General features: G+C 45.5%; 15 protein-coding genes. 5 read left to right on the top strand and 10 right to left on the bottom strand.

The window, feature by feature from the left end; genetic code table 11:
* Positions 1-137: 137 nt before the first annotated feature.
* The 9 genes from KI742_RS06830 to KI742_RS06870 form a co-directional block, all read right to left on the bottom strand.
* Entirely contained in the window at positions 138-1,286 is a 1,149-nt protein-coding gene (locus KI742_RS06830) for an AI-2E family transporter (RefSeq protein ID WP_285385283.1), read from the bottom strand.
* The gene (locus KI742_RS06835) at positions 1,279-1,965 is read right to left on the bottom strand and encodes a potassium channel family protein (RefSeq protein WP_047102392.1); all 687 of its coding nucleotides are present in this window, start codon (positions 1,963-1,965) and stop codon (positions 1,279-1,281) included. The genes KI742_RS06830 and KI742_RS06835 overlap by 8 nt, the downstream gene beginning before the upstream one ends.
* Before the next feature lie 16 nt (positions 1,966-1,981).
* The gene (locus KI742_RS06840; RefSeq protein ID WP_285385281.1) at positions 1,982-2,872 is read right to left on the bottom strand and encodes an HlyD family secretion protein; all 891 of its coding nucleotides are present in this window, start codon (positions 2,870-2,872) and stop codon (positions 1,982-1,984) included.
* A 12-nt stretch (positions 2,873-2,884) separates the two neighbouring features.
* A complete protein-coding gene (locus tag KI742_RS06845; protein WP_285385280.1) occupies positions 2,885-3,088 on the bottom strand; it encodes a DUF1656 domain-containing protein in 204 nt (67 codons plus the stop codon).
* Complete coding sequence (locus KI742_RS06850) at positions 3,088-4,731, bottom strand: TolC family protein (RefSeq protein ID WP_285385278.1); 1,644 nt, start codon at positions 4,729-4,731, stop codon at positions 3,088-3,090. Before KI742_RS06850 ends, KI742_RS06845 begins: the two co-directional genes overlap by 1 nt.
* 10 nt (positions 4,732-4,741) lie before the next feature.
* Entirely contained in the window at positions 4,742-6,919 is a 2,178-nt protein-coding gene (locus KI742_RS06855; RefSeq protein WP_285385276.1) for an FUSC family protein, read from the bottom strand.
* A gap of 388 nt (positions 6,920-7,307) precedes the next feature.
* On the bottom strand, positions 7,308-8,177 hold the full coding sequence (locus tag KI742_RS06860; protein WP_285385275.1) for a DMT family transporter: 870 nt from the start codon (positions 8,175-8,177) through the stop codon (positions 7,308-7,310).
* Positions 8,178-8,318: 141 nt separating this feature from the next.
* Complete coding sequence (yidZ, locus tag KI742_RS06865; RefSeq protein WP_171345523.1) at positions 8,319-9,287, bottom strand: HTH-type transcriptional regulator YidZ; 969 nt, start codon at positions 9,285-9,287, stop codon at positions 8,319-8,321.
* Complete coding sequence (locus KI742_RS06870) at positions 9,262-10,452, bottom strand: MFS transporter (RefSeq protein WP_285385273.1); 1,191 nt, start codon at positions 10,450-10,452, stop codon at positions 9,262-9,264. The genes yidZ and KI742_RS06870 overlap by 26 nt, the downstream gene beginning before the upstream one ends.
* A gap of 132 nt (positions 10,453-10,584) precedes the next feature.
* Here KI742_RS06870 and KI742_RS06875 point away from each other — a divergent pair, with 132 nt between their 5' ends.
* From KI742_RS06875 to KI742_RS06885, 3 genes are all read left to right on the top strand, one after another.
* Positions 10,585-11,055 (top strand): GNAT family N-acetyltransferase, encoded by a 471-nt coding sequence (locus KI742_RS06875; RefSeq protein ID WP_285385271.1) that lies wholly within the window; start codon positions 10,585-10,587, stop codon positions 11,053-11,055.
* A 118-nt stretch (positions 11,056-11,173) separates the two neighbouring features.
* Positions 11,174-12,256: a type I restriction endonuclease gene (locus KI742_RS06880; protein WP_053303885.1), complete on the top strand. Its 1,083-nt coding sequence runs from the start codon at positions 11,174-11,176 to the stop codon at positions 12,254-12,256.
* A gap of 184 nt (positions 12,257-12,440) precedes the next feature.
* Positions 12,441-12,899, top strand: a complete 459-nt coding sequence (locus KI742_RS06885) for a GNAT family N-acetyltransferase (RefSeq protein ID WP_285385270.1) — start codon at positions 12,441-12,443, stop codon at positions 12,897-12,899.
* A 34-nt stretch (positions 12,900-12,933) separates the two neighbouring features.
* On the opposite strand, the gene KI742_RS06890 is transcribed toward KI742_RS06885, so the two are convergent.
* Positions 12,934-13,446 (bottom strand): DUF2799 domain-containing protein, encoded by a 513-nt coding sequence (locus KI742_RS06890; protein ID WP_005374970.1) that lies wholly within the window; start codon positions 13,444-13,446, stop codon positions 12,934-12,936.
* 259 nt (positions 13,447-13,705) lie between these two features.
* Between KI742_RS06890 and KI742_RS06895 the strand changes: the two genes are divergently transcribed.
* Positions 13,706-14,416 carry a response regulator gene (locus tag KI742_RS06895; RefSeq protein WP_086047228.1) on the top strand — a complete coding sequence of 237 codons (711 nt, stop codon included), beginning with the start codon at positions 13,706-13,708 and terminating at the stop codon, positions 14,414-14,416.
* Entirely contained in the window at positions 14,416-15,858 is a 1,443-nt protein-coding gene (gene creC, locus KI742_RS06900) for a two-component system sensor histidine kinase CreC (protein ID WP_285385415.1), read from the top strand. The genes KI742_RS06895 and creC overlap by 1 nt, the downstream gene beginning before the upstream one ends.
* Positions 15,859-15,891: the final 33 nt, after the last annotated feature.

Below are 15,891 nucleotides of genomic sequence, written 5' to 3' on the forward strand. Positions count from 1 at the left end.
ATGAAAATTTAACAAGAACGTCATTTTTATCGCATTTATTACGACGAAACTGTGATCCAAATAGAATCAAACCGCTGAAATGCAGCGGTTTGATATCATAAGTTATAGATTGAATTTCTTTCTAACTTATTGATTTATTAAATACCAGCACCGTGTCCAGGTTCTGATTGGTCATCAGAAGCGCCTTGTTGTTCTGCCATTTCTTCTTGCTGTTGTGCTTTCTCAATGCTCAACCACCAAACAAATAACTCATACCAAATTGCTAGGATAACGGCACCTAAGAACAGACCAACGATGCCGTAGAAAAGCATACCACCGATGGCACCGAGCAGAATCACAGGCATTGGCACGTCGACGCCACGTCCCATTAACATTGGTTTGAACAGGTTTTCAGAAAGAGCCGCAACTACGACCCAAACAGTAAACATGGTTGCTGTTGAGGTGTCTTGGGTCATGTACATGAAGCCAATCACAGGTAGCACTGCGAGCAACGCCGGGAGCTGAGCGATACATAAGATCATTAGAAGCAGTGTGAGTAAACCTGCTGCCGGAACGCCAAATACGAAGAAACCAGCACCGATCAACAGTGCTTGAATCGCCGCTACACCGACTACGCCAAGCAGTACGCTTTTAATTGTCGCAGCGATAAGCGTGGTCCAGCTTTTTGCGTTTTCACCAGCGGTACGAATCGCGATGGTTCTTAGGCCTGATGCCGCAGATTCAGAGTACGTCATGAAACCTGCTGCAATCGCAAGTGACAAGATTGAAAGCAGTAAACTTCCCAATACGCCCCCCAGTGTACCCAGTAAAGATGTGAGTCCTGCCTTTATTTGTGGCATAAAGGTTTGAATCGCTTGCTCAAGATTAGTAGCGAATAGGGTCCACACTTCGTAGAGCTTATCACCCACGATAGGCCAATCCGCTACGGAAGGTTTTGGCCCTGGTATTTTCACTTGACCATTTTGTAGTACTTCAAGCGCGTGCGTTGCACCATCCACAATGGAGCCTGATACCATAACAAGTGGCGTGACAAGGAGGGCAATACCAAGTAAAGCAATGGTTGTGGCTGCCAGACCTCTGCGACCACCATATACACGCTGCAATTTTTGGGTAAGCGGCATTAAAGCGACGGCTATAATAGCGCCCCAAATAACCGGAAGTATGAAGGGTTTGATGATGTCGTACGTAAACATCAGCAAGACAAAGATCAAGCCAATGCGTATTGCTGATTCCACCATATTACTGATGAAAAGCTTACTGTCGATTTTTACCGATTGTTTATCCATTTTTGTTTACCTGATGATCAATGTTAGAACTGACGAGACTTGAAACAACAATCGCCATATAAAAAACACCTGTGATGGCCTCTAAATACACCACGACTTGAGCCAGTGGTGTTAGAGGACTAATGTCGCCATAACCGAGCGTGGTTAAGGTAACGAAACTGAAATACGCTGCATTGGAGAAGTTCTGCCCCCAAGAAATCGCTTCCATACCGGTAAAGGCTTCAGGCGAAAACTCAAGCAGAATGAGGTAGGCAATCGCCCACATCAGACCAAGTAGCAAGAAAAGCGCTACCGAGCCAATGACTTTGTTGCTGTTGACATGGCCGGTGAAAAGAATCTGTCTTGCGATGGATTTAAAAGTGCCGAAAAAGAACGCAAAGGTGAGGGCAAGCATCACCACATTCATCTCTCTGATGTTGAAAACGGTCTTGATCACAATCACAAGAACCCAAACACCAAACAGGCTATAGAGGAAACGAGACCAGGTTTTGTCAAAGCGAAGGCTCGCAAAACAGACGATAAACGTCAGAACCGTGAAAGCCTGAAGTATGTGTTCAATCGTCCCTTCACCTACGACTTGTGCCATCGCACTTCCTAACAACAAAATCACTAGCGCTAAGGTTAGATAGAAGAAGTTGTTTTCTTCATTAATGTTTTTGAGGTTTTTACCAATGACCATGGCTCTTCTCACTTAGTTATTGTTCACTTTCTGCGGATGACTCTTTCATCACCATGATGGACGCAGAAAGCCCGAATCGAAGATCAACATCTTCAGGAAGTTCTTGTAGGGAGATTCGCACCGGAATACGTTGTGCTAGGCGAATCCACTGAAAAACAGGGTTTACGTTTGGAAGAAGGTTGTAGCCGACCGTGCCGTCTTTGGGCGCAATACCCCAACCAATCGAGTCAACCGTCGCGTCAATTGGCGTGTCTGGGTGAGACATCAAAGTGACACGCGCTTGGCTGCCAGGTTCGATTTGCGCAAGTTGGTTTTCACGGAAGAAACCAAATACCCAAAAGCTGTTTTTGTCGATCAGTGCGAGCAGTGGTTGGTTTGCGACCGCTTGCGTACCGTTTCTAATATCGAGGTTAGATACAAAACCATCGACGGTCGCATAAACTTTGGTAAAGCTGAGGTTTAGGCGTGCTGATTTTAGTTGTTCTTCTGCAGATTTGATTTGCAGTAGCGATTCTTCGTAAGCGATTTCACGACGAATCAGATCCTTGTGAGAAACCGCGCCACGGTCTTTGGCACGAATGTCTTTTAGGCGGTCATATTCGATTTTTTTACCGCGAGAGCTAACAATGGAGCGATCCAGTGCTACTTCGGCTTGAGATAACGCAACCTGGTAAGTAGCAGGGTCGATTTCAAACAGTAAATCCCCCGTTTTTACTTCTTGGTTGTCTTGCACCGCGACATTTACAATTGGGCCTGAAACGCGAGGAGCCACTTTGATGACGTTAGCACGCACTTGTCCATCTCGTGTCCATGGGTTATTAAAGTATTCCTCAAACTTTTGATAGCCGAGCCAAGCTGCGCCACCAAGAATGACAAGATTGAGTGCGATTACGAATAGTTTTTTCATCTTGTTTGGCACCTAAAATTGAATATAAAAGCTGTCGATGGCCACCACATAACCGACCATGATGGCAATAAACGTCAGAGACGGAAAAGTGATGAAGCGAGACAAACGTGTCTTGTTCAATATCATCACCGTTATCCACGTGGCCGTGACGGCGAGAAAGAGCACCAGTAACGTGGGAGAAAAGTAAACGTCTCCCCAAGAAAGTTCATGAGGCATTAGAGATCCTCCGTTTTGTTTTCATCACTGGTCTCAGCCGGAGTTTCGAGGCGCAAAGGCGGCAATACGCGGTTTTCTTCATTTAAATAACCATCCCAGTCAGTTCGTTCTGTCATTTGCTTGGCAATAGATTCACTGAGGAAGGGTTTGCCTGTTTGGGTTTGCCAGCCTCCACCGAGGGCTTTATAGAGTGCAACAACTTGGTTCGCCACGTTCCCTTTGATCGTTGCGTAGCTGTCTTCCGCACGGGTCATTTTTTCTACCGAGTTAAGCAGACGTTCGAATGAAATTTGTCCGTTTTCGTACTGTGTCATGGATATGTTGAACGCACGAATGGAAGAGTTGACCGATTGCAAGCGTAAATCTTTTTGTTGCAAATACAGGTCATACGCTTCGATTGCATTGGTGACTTCATTAACGGCTTGCAGTACCTTTTTGTTGTAGTTCGTCAGCGTTTCTTGGAAGCGAGCATCTTCGAAACGAATGTTATTTTTCACGCGTCCGTATTGGAAAATGTTCCAACTGAACGTTGGGCCAACCACCATGGTGAGCGAATCGCTAAAACTGAAACTGCTGCCATCGGGAACCGTACTGTCGATACCGATGGAACCGAACAACGAAAAGCTTGGGTACAGAGCGGTTTCTGCCACGCCAATCTGCGCACTTTGCGCGCGAGCTTGCATCTCAGAGACTTGCAAATCCGGACGTCGCATCACTAAGTTAGCATCCACTTGCGTATCCAAAAGCGGTGGACGTGGCACAATGGAACGCTCGTCGGTGCCCGATAGCGCCGATTTTCTGCCCGTCGATTTGAACTGGGCTTCGTACTCAGCGATTTGCTTGTGCATCCCATCCGACTGTAGCAGTCGATCTACTTCTTCTGGTAACAGACCCAGTAGCAAAGCCAACACAGTACGTGATTGCTTCATTGCCACTTCGAGGCTCGGTAACGCTGCTTTGGTGGTGTAGAGTTGGTTTTTAGCTTGTTGAACGTCCAATTCTGTAACGTTGCCAGAGTCGAACTGCACCTGAGTAATACGTACGACACGCTCTTGAATCTCTATGTTGCGGCGAGACAGCAAAATACGTTCTTGGAATGTGCGATAGTTGATGTAATTGCGCGCCACTTCGGCGGTTATGGTGACCATGATGTCGTGATACGACGCGATGGATGCGTAATAACCAGCTTCTGCAGATTCGATACCACGAGCGTATTTGCCCCAAACATCCATTTCCCAAGCAGCATCAAACGACAAAGTGGCGTTATTCACGCCCTGATCATTTACGTAGGCACGCGCTAGGTTTCCTGACACGGTTTGAACTTGTGGGTATTGCAAGCCAGTCGAAATACCAAGCAATGAACGTGCTTGGACAATTCGTAGCCCTGCGGCTTCGATGTCTAGGTTTTGCTCATTCGCCAACTCGACTAATTGATTGAGCGTCGGGTCGTTAAACTGCTGCCACCACTGTTGTAATTGTTGCTCGGATTGCTGCGTATCTTTGGCGGCTTTTTGCAACGACCAATCGCTTGGCAATGGCGTTTGCGGTGGGTGGACATAGTCTGGCCCCACAGTGGTACACGCACTGAGCCCGAGCAGGGAAAGTATGGCGAGGCTTGGTTTGGTTAGTTTTGGAAGCATCATATCCCCACCTTTAAAACCGCTTCTGTTGTAAGTTCACCCAATCGATATCCTCGTAGGTTTGCTTGCAATGCTTGATTGCTTCGAACACGTTCCGTTTTAAATTCAGCAAGATATAAAAACCGGCTATCTCAGAATAAGCGTAGTCAGATAAATCCAACTCACTAAAAAAATCTTCCAGTTTATCTTCGAATGTTTGGTAATCCTGACTGTATTGGTCGAATACGGAGTCGAGTTCTTGTGTTGCTTGGTGGCTGGCTAAAGCGCCCGCCATCAAAGGAATGATGGAATCGCGGTGTTGTTGGCGAAGTTGAGTAATCAGCGGATTGGTCATCAACTTTTTCTCGGCGGCCATTAAGATGTTGATGTGATTACTGAGTACATCACACGCTTTGCTAAACGCGCCAATCGCTTCTGGCGTGGTTTTATCAAAGTGTTTGTGGTTGATTTTCGAACCCCAGACTTTGAGCTTTTTCGATGAGACATTGAGCGTCACCAAGTGCAAGGCCCGTTTGAGCGGCGTAATAACCGAGCTGGACTGCTGTTTATAGGTAGTGAACAGCTCTCGGGTATGTCGGAAGTAGCGTTCTTTTATGGTCAAAAAGAGGTGTTCTGGTCGTGAGCTAAACGGGAAGTAGTGCGCGAAAATAATCATGAACACCACCATGTAGAACAACAGCATGATCGTCATGAGGATCCCGAAGTGATAAAACATGTTGTTGTCTAAACCAAGAACAAACAAGCCAATCATATAGAAAATCGTCACTGGCCCGTTAAACAGATAAAAACCGATAAAGGTGTAGATAAAGATAAACAGGCCAAGTTCTAATCCGAGATCCAATTGCGGAAGGATGAAGACGTAAGAAGGTACCGCGAACAAGAAGCCGAAAGTGAACAGCACAAGCAACAAAATTGGGTGCACAGGCACGAACGACAGCAAAGACATAAACATGGTCGAGAAGACCACGAATGAGTAGCCGCCTGGTGGATTGAAGTAAATCCAAATCAGTCCTGCAACCCAATAGGTAACAAAGGTTTTGACCGCAGTTTTAAAGTTTTCTGCGTCCCACCATAGAAACTTGCCTTTCGGTTTCGGCAGTGGCACGTCAAAGGAGACATTGTTCGTCACAGAGTCAATACAGCTAATGCTCTCCGCTAAACGCGACAAATTTTGATGCATCAGTTCCAACAGGTGACCAAGCGTAAGCGCAGAGCCTTTCTCTAGGTGCGCTGCGTCTTCTAGCAACGCTTGGTTGTATTTGACTTTGAATTCCTGAGCACGATAAGCGGGTTCTTTTTCGTCCCAGACTTGTTGGCTGGTATCAAATAGCGCGTCAATTTCCGCCACGGCTTGATCAAAGTTGCTGATGCTTTCACGGTCTTGCTGGTGGCTAAAGTGGCTGTGCGCCGCGACGGTCAATTGTTGCGTTACCTGCTTGTTCAAATGAACTGCCAAGCGCCACTCTTTCATGTAGGCCGACACGTCACTGCATTCCACACTGACCGTGGAAAAACGCTGTTCGAGCGCATTTTGAGCGGCAAACATCTGTTCGATGAGAGTGTCCACGCTAGGAGGTTGTGGCTCTTCCGCTTCTGGATTTTCTTCTCCGCCTTCTTGAGGAGAGATTTGCCCTGCCGATTTTTGCTCGAAATTTTGCAAGATAGCGGTGAACAACGCGCGTTGTGCTTGGTTGAGTTGTTCGATGAGCTGTCTTAGGTTTTGTTCTGTTTTGGTCGGGAATAAGAAAGTTCCCACGAGTGTGTAAACCACCACCCCAAACACCGTCATATAGGCGCGGTCAACGCCATAAAGGAACGCACCTTCTGCGTCACCGCCATTGGACATCATCAGTGTCATCACACCGGTCAGCATGAGTAGCGTAGGATCTTTTTGATAGGCATTACGGAAGTAAAAAATGAATGAGACCACAACCGACACGCTCAGCATGTACAGCAAGCGGTCTTGAGCAAACAACCCCACCAGTAACAAGCCAACCACGGCACCAACCAATGTACCTAACACGCGTAAGGTACCTTTGGCGAGGGATTCACGACGACTGCCTGTGGATGCAATCAGCATCACTGTGGTTGCGGCCGTCGATGCTTGCGGCCAACCCATGGCAAACGGGATCAGATAAGCCAGAGTTAGGCTAAGCGATACTTTAATAGCGAATTTTATTTTGTCGTTCATAGTGTCAAAGTTTGCTCAGGCTTATCGTTATAAGTTGATGAATTTCTTATATGAATAATCAGACTCTTGTTCTGAATAAATTCGGGGGGCGGAATATAGCGGGTGAAAAAGTGTGCTTTGTAAACCCTTTGTCAAAACAAAAAGTGCGTATTTGGCTTGATCTCGTGCTAGCCCTTGGCGTTATTGGTGAAACGCCTAAAACGAGCAAATTCGCGATCTGTGATGATTCTCACTTTTGAAACAAAATCGCTGCATTGTGTGAGCCAATTCTCACCTTATATTCTTCGCCTGGTACCAAAGCAGACCACTTGTACCATCTGCAATGAGCTTTACTGCTTTAAAAAGCATAGATGATGAATGGGTACTTGAGAGGGAAAGTTATTACTTTTTATCGGCTTGCCGATTGTTCGTTTGTTTTTTTGGATCGAGATAAAAAAACCAAAGCGATGCCACCAAGAATGATGCCGCTGGTTAAAAGAATATGCAGTGAAAGAGGCTCGTGGAGTACGACGGTGCCGAGTAGCAAAGCAATGGCTGGCACGGAAAGTTGGCTGACGGCGGCTTGAAGTAAAGAGAGCTTACGTACGACTTGGTACCAAAGTGTATAACCAAGGCCAGAGGCAATGGCACCAGATGCGATAGCGAGCAACACTCCGCTCCAAGAAAGGTGGATTGAGGACAAGATTAATGGCGAAAGGAGCACGCCAATTATTGATGCAGCGATGAATCCCCACGTGATGCCACTACTTGGAGAAGGTGCTTGTTTACCGAGCGCAGTAAACGCAGCCCAACAAACGCCAGAAATCAACATAAGAAGTGCAGAGCTAATATCGGGGCGAGTGGCAGATGGCAACATCAACCAAACAAATCCAACAATTGAAAGGCCGATACCGATGATTTCGAGAAACTGAAAGCGCTCACCTTGCAACCAATAGATCGCCAGTAATGTAAGTTGCACGGCACCAAACAAAAGCAAAGCACCAGTTCCTGTCGCCAGTTGTAAGTACGCGAAAGAGAAAAGGGCTGCGTAACCAAATAACGCCACGCCAGCAAAAAAGCGAAAGCGAGAAGTTGGCCGATCGGTTTTCCACTGACCTCTCACGACAAGCATTGTGATTAAGGTAATCGCGCCAGATATCAATCGAACGAGCGTGAAGCTTCCCGCATCAATTAACCCTTCTGCCAAGGCAAGTCGGCACAATAATGAATTGGCAGCGAACGCCAGCATTGCAATAGCAGTGAGTAAGAAGGTCGACATCCTTGATCCTTAGCGTGTAAATGAACAGCTAGTGTAGATCCAAAAGAACATTTTTATTAGTTGATAAAGTGATTAGTTATAGCTATCAGAGCAAGAAAGTCATTAAAAATAACCAGAGAAAACCTGACCTTAGCCTGAGTCTTACTGTGGTTGGGAAGGTTGTTTGTACAATGACTTAATGGTGTTTTTCAACCATAGCAATTTGGGGTTGTACGCATTGCGTTTATGCCAAATCATGGTAAATGGAATCAGTAACTTGTCTTGTTGAGTTTTGTCTAACGGAATTGGCAAGCACACCAAATCGAGATGCAGCTTTTCTGTGTAACTTTTGCAATAGTGCGGCGCGGTGGTGATCATGTCATGCGTCGGCTGCGCTGCCATAAAAAGAGATTGCTCAAAGTTGGACATCGTCAGCCCGATAGAGCGCTGTAGCCCTAGTTCCGTTAATACTTCATCCAACGCCCAAGTTTCACTTTTTTCCCAAACAATATTGATGTGTTGGTAGCTCAGAAAGGTCTCGAGATTCCACTCTTGCTGTAATGCCGGATGATCTTTATGTAAATACACCATCGGCAGGTCATAAAATAGAATCTCAAAATCCAAGAAATAAGGCAGAAGATCCAACGACTCTTTCGATCTCGGGTGACTCTCTCGGCCGGTAAAACCGATATCCGCCTCGCCCCGAATGATGGCGTCGAGTGAATCGTAATCCCAGTTACTGGTTTTTACTTTCGCTTCAGGGTATCGCTGGTGGATAGCGACGATGAGTCTGTCCAGCACTGTGAGCACTAATGGCGACTCAATCGTGATATCAAAACGCACTCCTTTAGGCGTAATATCGCTGCGTTTTTCTGCAATCTGGCTGCCAATTTGCAGCCATTCTGCAAGATCTTGCTCCATGCTTTGTGCCAAAGGCGTTGGCGCAAGACCTTTAGGTGTTTTGACAAACAAAGGATCATCGAACCAATGACGAAGTTTGTTGAGCGACTTACTTACGGTAGAGGGCGTAACGTTCAGCTTTTTTGAGGCTTTCGAGACGCTTTGTTCTTGCAGCAATAATTGCAGAGTGAACAGTAAGTTTAAGTCAAGTCGCGCTAGGGATTTCTTCATAATGGGTATCGTGAACAGGCTTTGGAATCAATAGTATTAGAGCAAGGCTGATTACGCTACCTAACACTAAGATAAACACCAACATATTCAGAGCACTAACGCCGATGAAACCCATAAACCAAATATAGAACGCTGAACTACAAACTTGAGCAATGCCCAGTAACGAGCTCGCCACGCCAGCTTGTTGAGAGAATGGGCTGAGCGCTTGGCTCATGGCCACGCCAAAGCCACAAGCGAAGCCAGCGCAAATCAGCCCAAGTCCGAATACATAGTAAAGAGATTGTCCATCATGGAAATGGGCAGCACTGAGCACGATGGCTGCGCAAGCGAGCAATACTTGAGAGGTGATCATTAAGGTTCGCTGCTTAAAAATCCCCAATGCCAATGGCGCCGAGAACGAAATCAACATACTGATCGTCGCAGTCCCTGCCATGATGGAAGAATAGCCGCCGCGATCAAAACCAAGCATGCTCATCACGACAATTGGTGAAGCGTTAACAAAGGTCAGAATGGTGGTCACTCCAAGCGCAGTAATGATCAGCCTACTGATAAAAAATCGCTCGAAGAAAGTCTCTTGATGGCTCTCTGGCGCTGTCTGTTCTTCACGTTGTTGGCTGGGTAGTGATTCCTTGAGAACAAAAATGGCCAATACACTGACGAGAATGCCCATTCCTGCCATCGTGGTAAACAAACTCGGCCAAGGAAATTTCAGCATAATCAAGTGACCAATCACGGGGGTGATCACTGGAATGATACAGGTGATGCCATTGAGCATCGACAATACTTTCGCGCGGCGTTCATCGTCTAACGTGTCGCGTAAAATCGCGAATGCGACGACATAGCAAGATCCAGCCCCGATGCCTTGGCAAAAGCGAGCAATCAAAAAAGTGTTTGGGTGCTCAGCCATCCCGCCGAGAAAGGATGCGAGCACGAAGATCATCGCGCCGACGACGGCAACAGGTTTTCGTCCCACAGAGTCTGCAATTTTCCCCGCGAATAACATGGTGGTAGCCATGCCAGCTAAATAGATCGAAAACGCAATATGCAACTGAGATTCACTGGCATTGAGATCTGACGCAATTTGAGGCAAACCAACAAGATACAAATCAATGGCAGTAGGGTAGAGTAAAACGAGTGCAAAACTACAAAGTAAAAAACGGGACATGGAAACCTCTCTATCGAATGGTGAGGATAATAGAGTGCTAAACGTTTGCCTGCGAGTGGGAAATACGACACTAGGTATTTCTATTTACGACATACCCTGTATGAATTGAGCATAAAAACAACAAGGAAGATTATGATTACTATTGAAAAGTATTCGCCTGAGCGACATAAACAAACTTGCGAACTTAGCGTGCTAGAAGAGCAATCGCAGTTTACGGTCGCGGATGTGGGTGAAATGCTTACATGTCTTGAACCTACAGAACTTCCGCATCTGATTTTGGCAGACGATGACGTGGTTGGCTTTTTTCTATTTGATGCAGCTTACAGCGAGAAATACGATTTTTGCCCGAAAAACAGTTTAGGCGTGCGTGCTTTGCTGGTGGATCACCGTCATCAAGGCAAAGGCATCGCCAAGCAAGCCATTCAACAGTTTGCCGATTTCGCCAAACGCCATTATCCCGAGTTTGATGCGCTTTATCTCACCGTGAATTGCCGCAACATACCCGCTTATCAGTGCTATTTAAAATCAGGGTTTGAAGATATCAATGAGCTTTACCACGGCGGCCCCGTTGGACCGCAGCACATTATGAGACAATCGCTTTAAGTTCGCTGTTGGGTGAGTGTTTGCATATGGCATTCAAACTTTTAACTACACAACATTTTAAGATACCAGTGTCATATATACTTTAAGTGTTTAAATGAACAATATGATGGAGTGTCTTATGGATTTTATAGAACGAGTTCAAGCTCTTTCCAAAAAAATTCCGCAAGTATCAGCGAGTTTAGCTACAGAAGAAGCAACAAAAAACGCATTAGTAATGCCATTTTTGCACTCTGTATTAGGTTATGATGTCTTTAATCCAAATGAGGTTATCCCTGAGTTTACTGCTGACATTGCTACGAAGAAGGGAGAAAAAGTAGATTACGCACTCATTAAAGATGGGGTTGTACAAATTCTTATCGAGTGTAAAAAATTTGGTGAGCCATTGGCCACTAAACATGCTAATCAATTGTTTCGGTATTTTTCAGTAACCAATGCTCGTATTGCGATTTTAACTAATGGATCTGAATATCAGTTTTTTACGGACTTAGACGCTCCAAATAAAATGGATGAAAAGCCGTTTTTGACTTTGGATCTTGCCAATCTTGATGAGCACGTAATTCCCGAAGTGAAAAAGCTTACCAAGTCTTCTTTTGATGTTGAGTCTGTAGTTGATGCTGCCGGTGAGCTCAAGTACCTCAATCAAATTAAAAAAGCACTTCATGAACAGTTTCAGAACCCTGAAGAGGAGTTTGTAAAATTCTTTACTTCAAAAGTGTACGATGGCGTCCAAACCGCAAAAGTCAAAGCACAGTTCATGGATATTACAACGAAGGCTCTAAAACAATTCTTGAACGACAGCATTAATGCTCGATTGAAATCTGCAATTGGTGGAGATGATAAAGCACCGATCAAGGTAGACGATAGCGTTAACACCTTTGAAGAATCCGTCGAACCTGCTCAAGATAAGCCCAAAGTTCAAACGACAGATGAAGAGATCGAGGGTTTTAATGTAGTTAAGGCGATATTGCGACAACAAGTTGATGTACAGCGAGTGTGCGCCCGTGATACGCAAAGTTATTTTGGTATCCTGCTTGATGACAACAATCGGAAGCCATTATGTCGCCTTTGGTTCAATACCAAACAAAAGTACATTGGCCTCTTTGATGAAGCTAAAACAGAAACCCGCCATCCAATCGACTCGATTGACGATATTTTCAAATTTAGTGAACAGTTACAAAGTACGCCAGAACTTTACGAATAGGCTTACATAGAAATGCAAATGAAGCTCCAACACATGATGTTTTGATATCTGTGCTGGGGCTTTTCTATTATTCAATCGCCTTAGTTTTGTACAAACCTAGGTATCTTTGAGTTTTGGGATGGACATTTAATTTTAAAACATATACTTAAGGTGACTTAGATAGTTAAAAACCAAGGATGGAAAGATGAGGATTGAAATCGACAATTTAGAACGGTCGCAAGTGATAGCGCTGTTGGAAGGACATTTACAGGACATGTACGCCACGTCACCACCAGAAAGCGTGCATGCGTTAGATTTAGATAAGCTCAAAGCGCCAGAAGTGACATTTTGGACCGGATGGAAAGGTGAGCAACTGCTTGGGTGTGCGGCGATTAAAGAGTTGGATGACCAACACGCGGAGCTGAAATCCATGCGCACCACGCTTACGGCAAGAAACCAAGGTGTGGCATCTCAATTATTGATTCATGTGATTGAGCAAGCGAAGCAAAAAGGTTTGCAGCGCTTGAGTTTAGAAACGGGCTCGATGGAGTTTTTTAAACCAGCGCGCCTGTTGTATGAAAAGCATGGCTTTGTGTACTGCGAGCCGTTCGGGGATTACGAACTCGATCCGAACAGTCAATTCATGACCCTAGAACTGAGTTAGGGCCATGAATTTTTAGAAGCTAAATCCAATCGATTTAGAAATTCAGATTCAAGTTGATGGTTGGCGACAAGAGGCTTGAACGCTCGTCAGCCAATCGCTTTCTCTTCTCTTTCAGTCTCTTGGCATTATCTTTGTCTGGATTGCCATCAAGCTGATTATCGATGACCGAGATTTCAGTATCGATTTGTTGGATGCGTTGCTGGCGTTGATATTCTTGATGACCTAACTGGTAGTTCTCAATAAACTCTTTGCTGCTGCATACACCGTAATATTCTTTGCCTTCGATACCGACAGTGTACCCATTGTCTGGTGAGCAATATTGGATAGTGCCTTTATCAAAGCCTTCTTTCCATTTCGCTCGGTCGGGTGTCACACCCGCTTCACCACAGTCTTCGGTATAGCTATTGATAATGTTTGGATCGTTGCCATCTCGGCCATCTTGATAACCTACGTTGTACCAGTTTGCCGTTTTGCACTCATCCGGAGACATGCTGGCGCAACCTGAGAGCAAAGTCAGTAAAGCCAGGGGGATTAGCGCTCTTTTCATCAGTGACTATCCTTTAAATAAAATCGAATTGATAACTTGAGTTTAAAATGAACACTGTTCATATCAATGGTTGAAATCATTGTATTCACAATTGTGGTGACCCATTAATCTAAGTGATAAATTTATTATGCTGAATAGAAGTGTGTTTGATTAGTATTATCCACGAACTGCGCCTTTGCTGCATCAATCCACTAGCCTTGGCTCCAAATTAAGTGATAATACCAACATAAAGATAAACACCGTCAATGAGGCTAAGACATTGAGCGAACAACCCACCGTCCTTATTATCGAGGATGAATCTGCTATCGCAGAGAACCTGATTCATGTATTAGAGATGGATGGCTACCACGCAGAGTGGTTTGCAACAGCAGGAGAGGGCTTAGCCTTTTTGCAGCATAACTCAGCATCGTTACTTGTGTTAGACGTAGGCTTACCGGATGGCAATGGTTTTGAATTGTGCAAAACCATCCGTGAGTTTTCTGATATTCCCATTATCTTTCTCACCGCAAGAAGCGATGAAATTGACCGTGTAGTGGGCTTGGAGATTGGCGCAGATGATTACGTAACTAAGCCATTTAGCCCGCGAGAAATGCTGGCGCGCATTAAACTTCGAATCAAAGCTAAAGCGCCAATGATGGAGCACAAACCAGAGCCTGTTGCTGTTCCAGAACAATCTCAATTGAGCCATGATTTGGTTGCGCAAAACTTTGACTACGGTGTTGGCGGGCAAATGCTTGGGTTAACTGCGGTCGAATTTAAGATTCTCGATAAGCTGATTTCCGTCTCTTCCAATGTATTGAGCCGAGAGCAGCTCATGGTCGCGGCAGGCATGGCGCCAGAGGCTGCATACGAGCGCAATATCGATACCCACATCAAAGCCATTCGCCATAAGTTGAAGCCGTTTGAGATGTCTGAACGCATCTGTACCAAACGTGGCTTTGGTTACTTTTACTGCATTAAAGGTGAATGATGAATCGCTGGCCGAAGATCCCGCTTGGACTCAGACTGTTTTTTCTCTACTTCATCTTAGTCGGAATGACGGCTTACATGGTGAGCAAAACCGTTGTCCAAGAACTTAAGCCAACCGTGCGTCAAACCACTGAAGAGACGCTGGTGGATATGGCGAACTTGCTCGCGGTATTGGCAGAAGAGGACGTTGCAAACGGAAAGTTGTCTGAGAGTCGCTTCTCCAAACTGCTAGCGGCTTATGGGCAGCGAGAACCTCAAGCGCGCATTTGGGAAATTGGCAAAAAAGCGATTAATCATCGAATTTACATCACCGATAAACAAGGGATTGTGATTGCGGATTCTTGGCAGCAAGACGTTGGCAAAGACTACTCACAATGGAATGATGTGTATCTCACGTTGCGCGGTCAATACGGCGCGCGCAGTACCATCGAAGACCCGAAAGATCCGCTTTCAACCGTCATGCACGTTGCTGCGCCCATCTACCACAAAGGCGAAATCATTGGCAGCGTGACGGTGGCAAAATCTAATCGCTCAGTACAACCCTTCATCGATCTTTCTAAACGCAATGTATTGTTTTGGATGGTGTGGATGAGTGGTTTAGTGCTATTGGCAGGGGCATTGTTTGCTTGGCGAATTCACTCGGCACTGAACAAGCTAGAAGACTACGCGACCAAAATGGGTGAGGGCGAAAAGGTTTCTAAGCCAACATTTCGTATCTTTTATGAGTACGGCACGCTAAGCGACGCATTGGAGAAAATGCGCAACCAGCTTGATGGTAAACAGTATGTGGAAGAGTACGTACAGACGCTGACTCATGAGCTGAAAAGCCCGTTGTCAGCGATTAAAGGCGCGAGTGAAATATTGCAAATGCCGTTGCCTGAAGAAAAGGTTACGCGCTTTGCTGGCAACATTGAGCGAGAGAGCGACCGCATGCAGTCATTGATTGATAAGTTGCTCGAACTGGCTCGTCTTGAAAAGCGTCCTGAGCTAGAACAAGTCGAAGCTATCTCGCTAAAACAAATGGTCAATGAAGTGGTTGAATCGGCGGATGCGCGTTTGAGTGCTAAGTCGGTGATTGCCAACATCCAAATTGATGACCATCTCGCCGTGCTTGGTGATGCCTTCTTACTGAAGCAAGCCGTTTTTAACCTGATGGATAATGCGCTGGATTTTGTTCATTCAGAGGGACGTATTGAATGGAAGGCTGAGGTCACGAAAGAGAAGCTGTGCCTATCGATTTTCAATTCAGGTCCTCACATTCCCGACTACGCGATGCCTCGTTTGACCGAGCGCTTCTACTCCCTAGCTCGGGAAAATGGTGTTAAGAGTACTGGGCTTGGGCTTAATTTTGTTGAGCAAGTGGTCAAGCTGCACAAAGGTAAGTTGCAAGTCGAAAACGTCGATTCTGGTGTGAAAGTGACCCTGATCTTACCAACTCCATAGAAACTCCACATTAGCTCCATTCGTTCTCCAAAT

Origin of the sequence: Vibrio sp. D417a, assembly GCF_030248595.1 — a bacterium.
Lineage (GTDB): Bacteria > Pseudomonadota > Gammaproteobacteria > Enterobacterales > Vibrionaceae > Vibrio > Vibrio alginolyticus.

Coding starts and splice junctions, on each gene's coding strand:
- KI742_RS06850 (WP_285385278.1), bottom strand. CDS start 4,731: ATGATGCTTCCAAAACTAACCAAACCAAGCCTCGCCATACTTTCCCTG.
- KI742_RS06830 (WP_285385283.1), bottom strand. CDS start 1,286: ATGGATAAACAATCGGTAAAAATCGACAGTAAGCTTTTCATCAGTAAT.
- KI742_RS06840 (WP_285385281.1), bottom strand. CDS start 2,872: ATGAAAAAACTATTCGTAATCGCACTCAATCTTGTCATTCTTGGTGGC.
- yidZ (WP_171345523.1), bottom strand. CDS start 9,287: ATGAAGAAATCCCTAGCGCGACTTGACTTAAACTTACTGTTCACTCTG.
- KI742_RS06880 (WP_053303885.1), top strand. CDS start 11,174: ATGGATTTTATAGAACGAGTTCAAGCTCTTTCCAAAAAAATTCCGCAA.
- KI742_RS06855 (WP_285385276.1), bottom strand. CDS start 6,919: ATGAACGACAAAATAAAATTCGCTATTAAAGTATCGCTTAGCCTAACT.
- KI742_RS06845 (WP_285385280.1), bottom strand. CDS start 3,088: ATGCCTCATGAACTTTCTTGGGGAGACGTTTACTTTTCTCCCACGTTA.
- KI742_RS06860 (WP_285385275.1), bottom strand. CDS start 8,177: ATGTCGACCTTCTTACTCACTGCTATTGCAATGCTGGCGTTCGCTGCC.
- KI742_RS06835 (WP_047102392.1), bottom strand. CDS start 1,965: ATGGTCATTGGTAAAAACCTCAAAAACATTAATGAAGAAAACAACTTC.
- KI742_RS06890 (WP_005374970.1), bottom strand. CDS start 13,446: ATGAAAAGAGCGCTAATCCCCCTGGCTTTACTGACTTTGCTCTCAGGT.
- KI742_RS06885 (WP_285385270.1), top strand. CDS start 12,441: ATGAGGATTGAAATCGACAATTTAGAACGGTCGCAAGTGATAGCGCTG.
- KI742_RS06875 (WP_285385271.1), top strand. CDS start 10,585: ATGATTACTATTGAAAAGTATTCGCCTGAGCGACATAAACAAACTTGC.
- KI742_RS06870 (WP_285385273.1), bottom strand. CDS start 10,452: ATGTCCCGTTTTTTACTTTGTAGTTTTGCACTCGTTTTACTCTACCCT.
- creC (WP_285385415.1), top strand. CDS start 14,416: ATGAATCGCTGGCCGAAGATCCCGCTTGGACTCAGACTGTTTTTTCTC.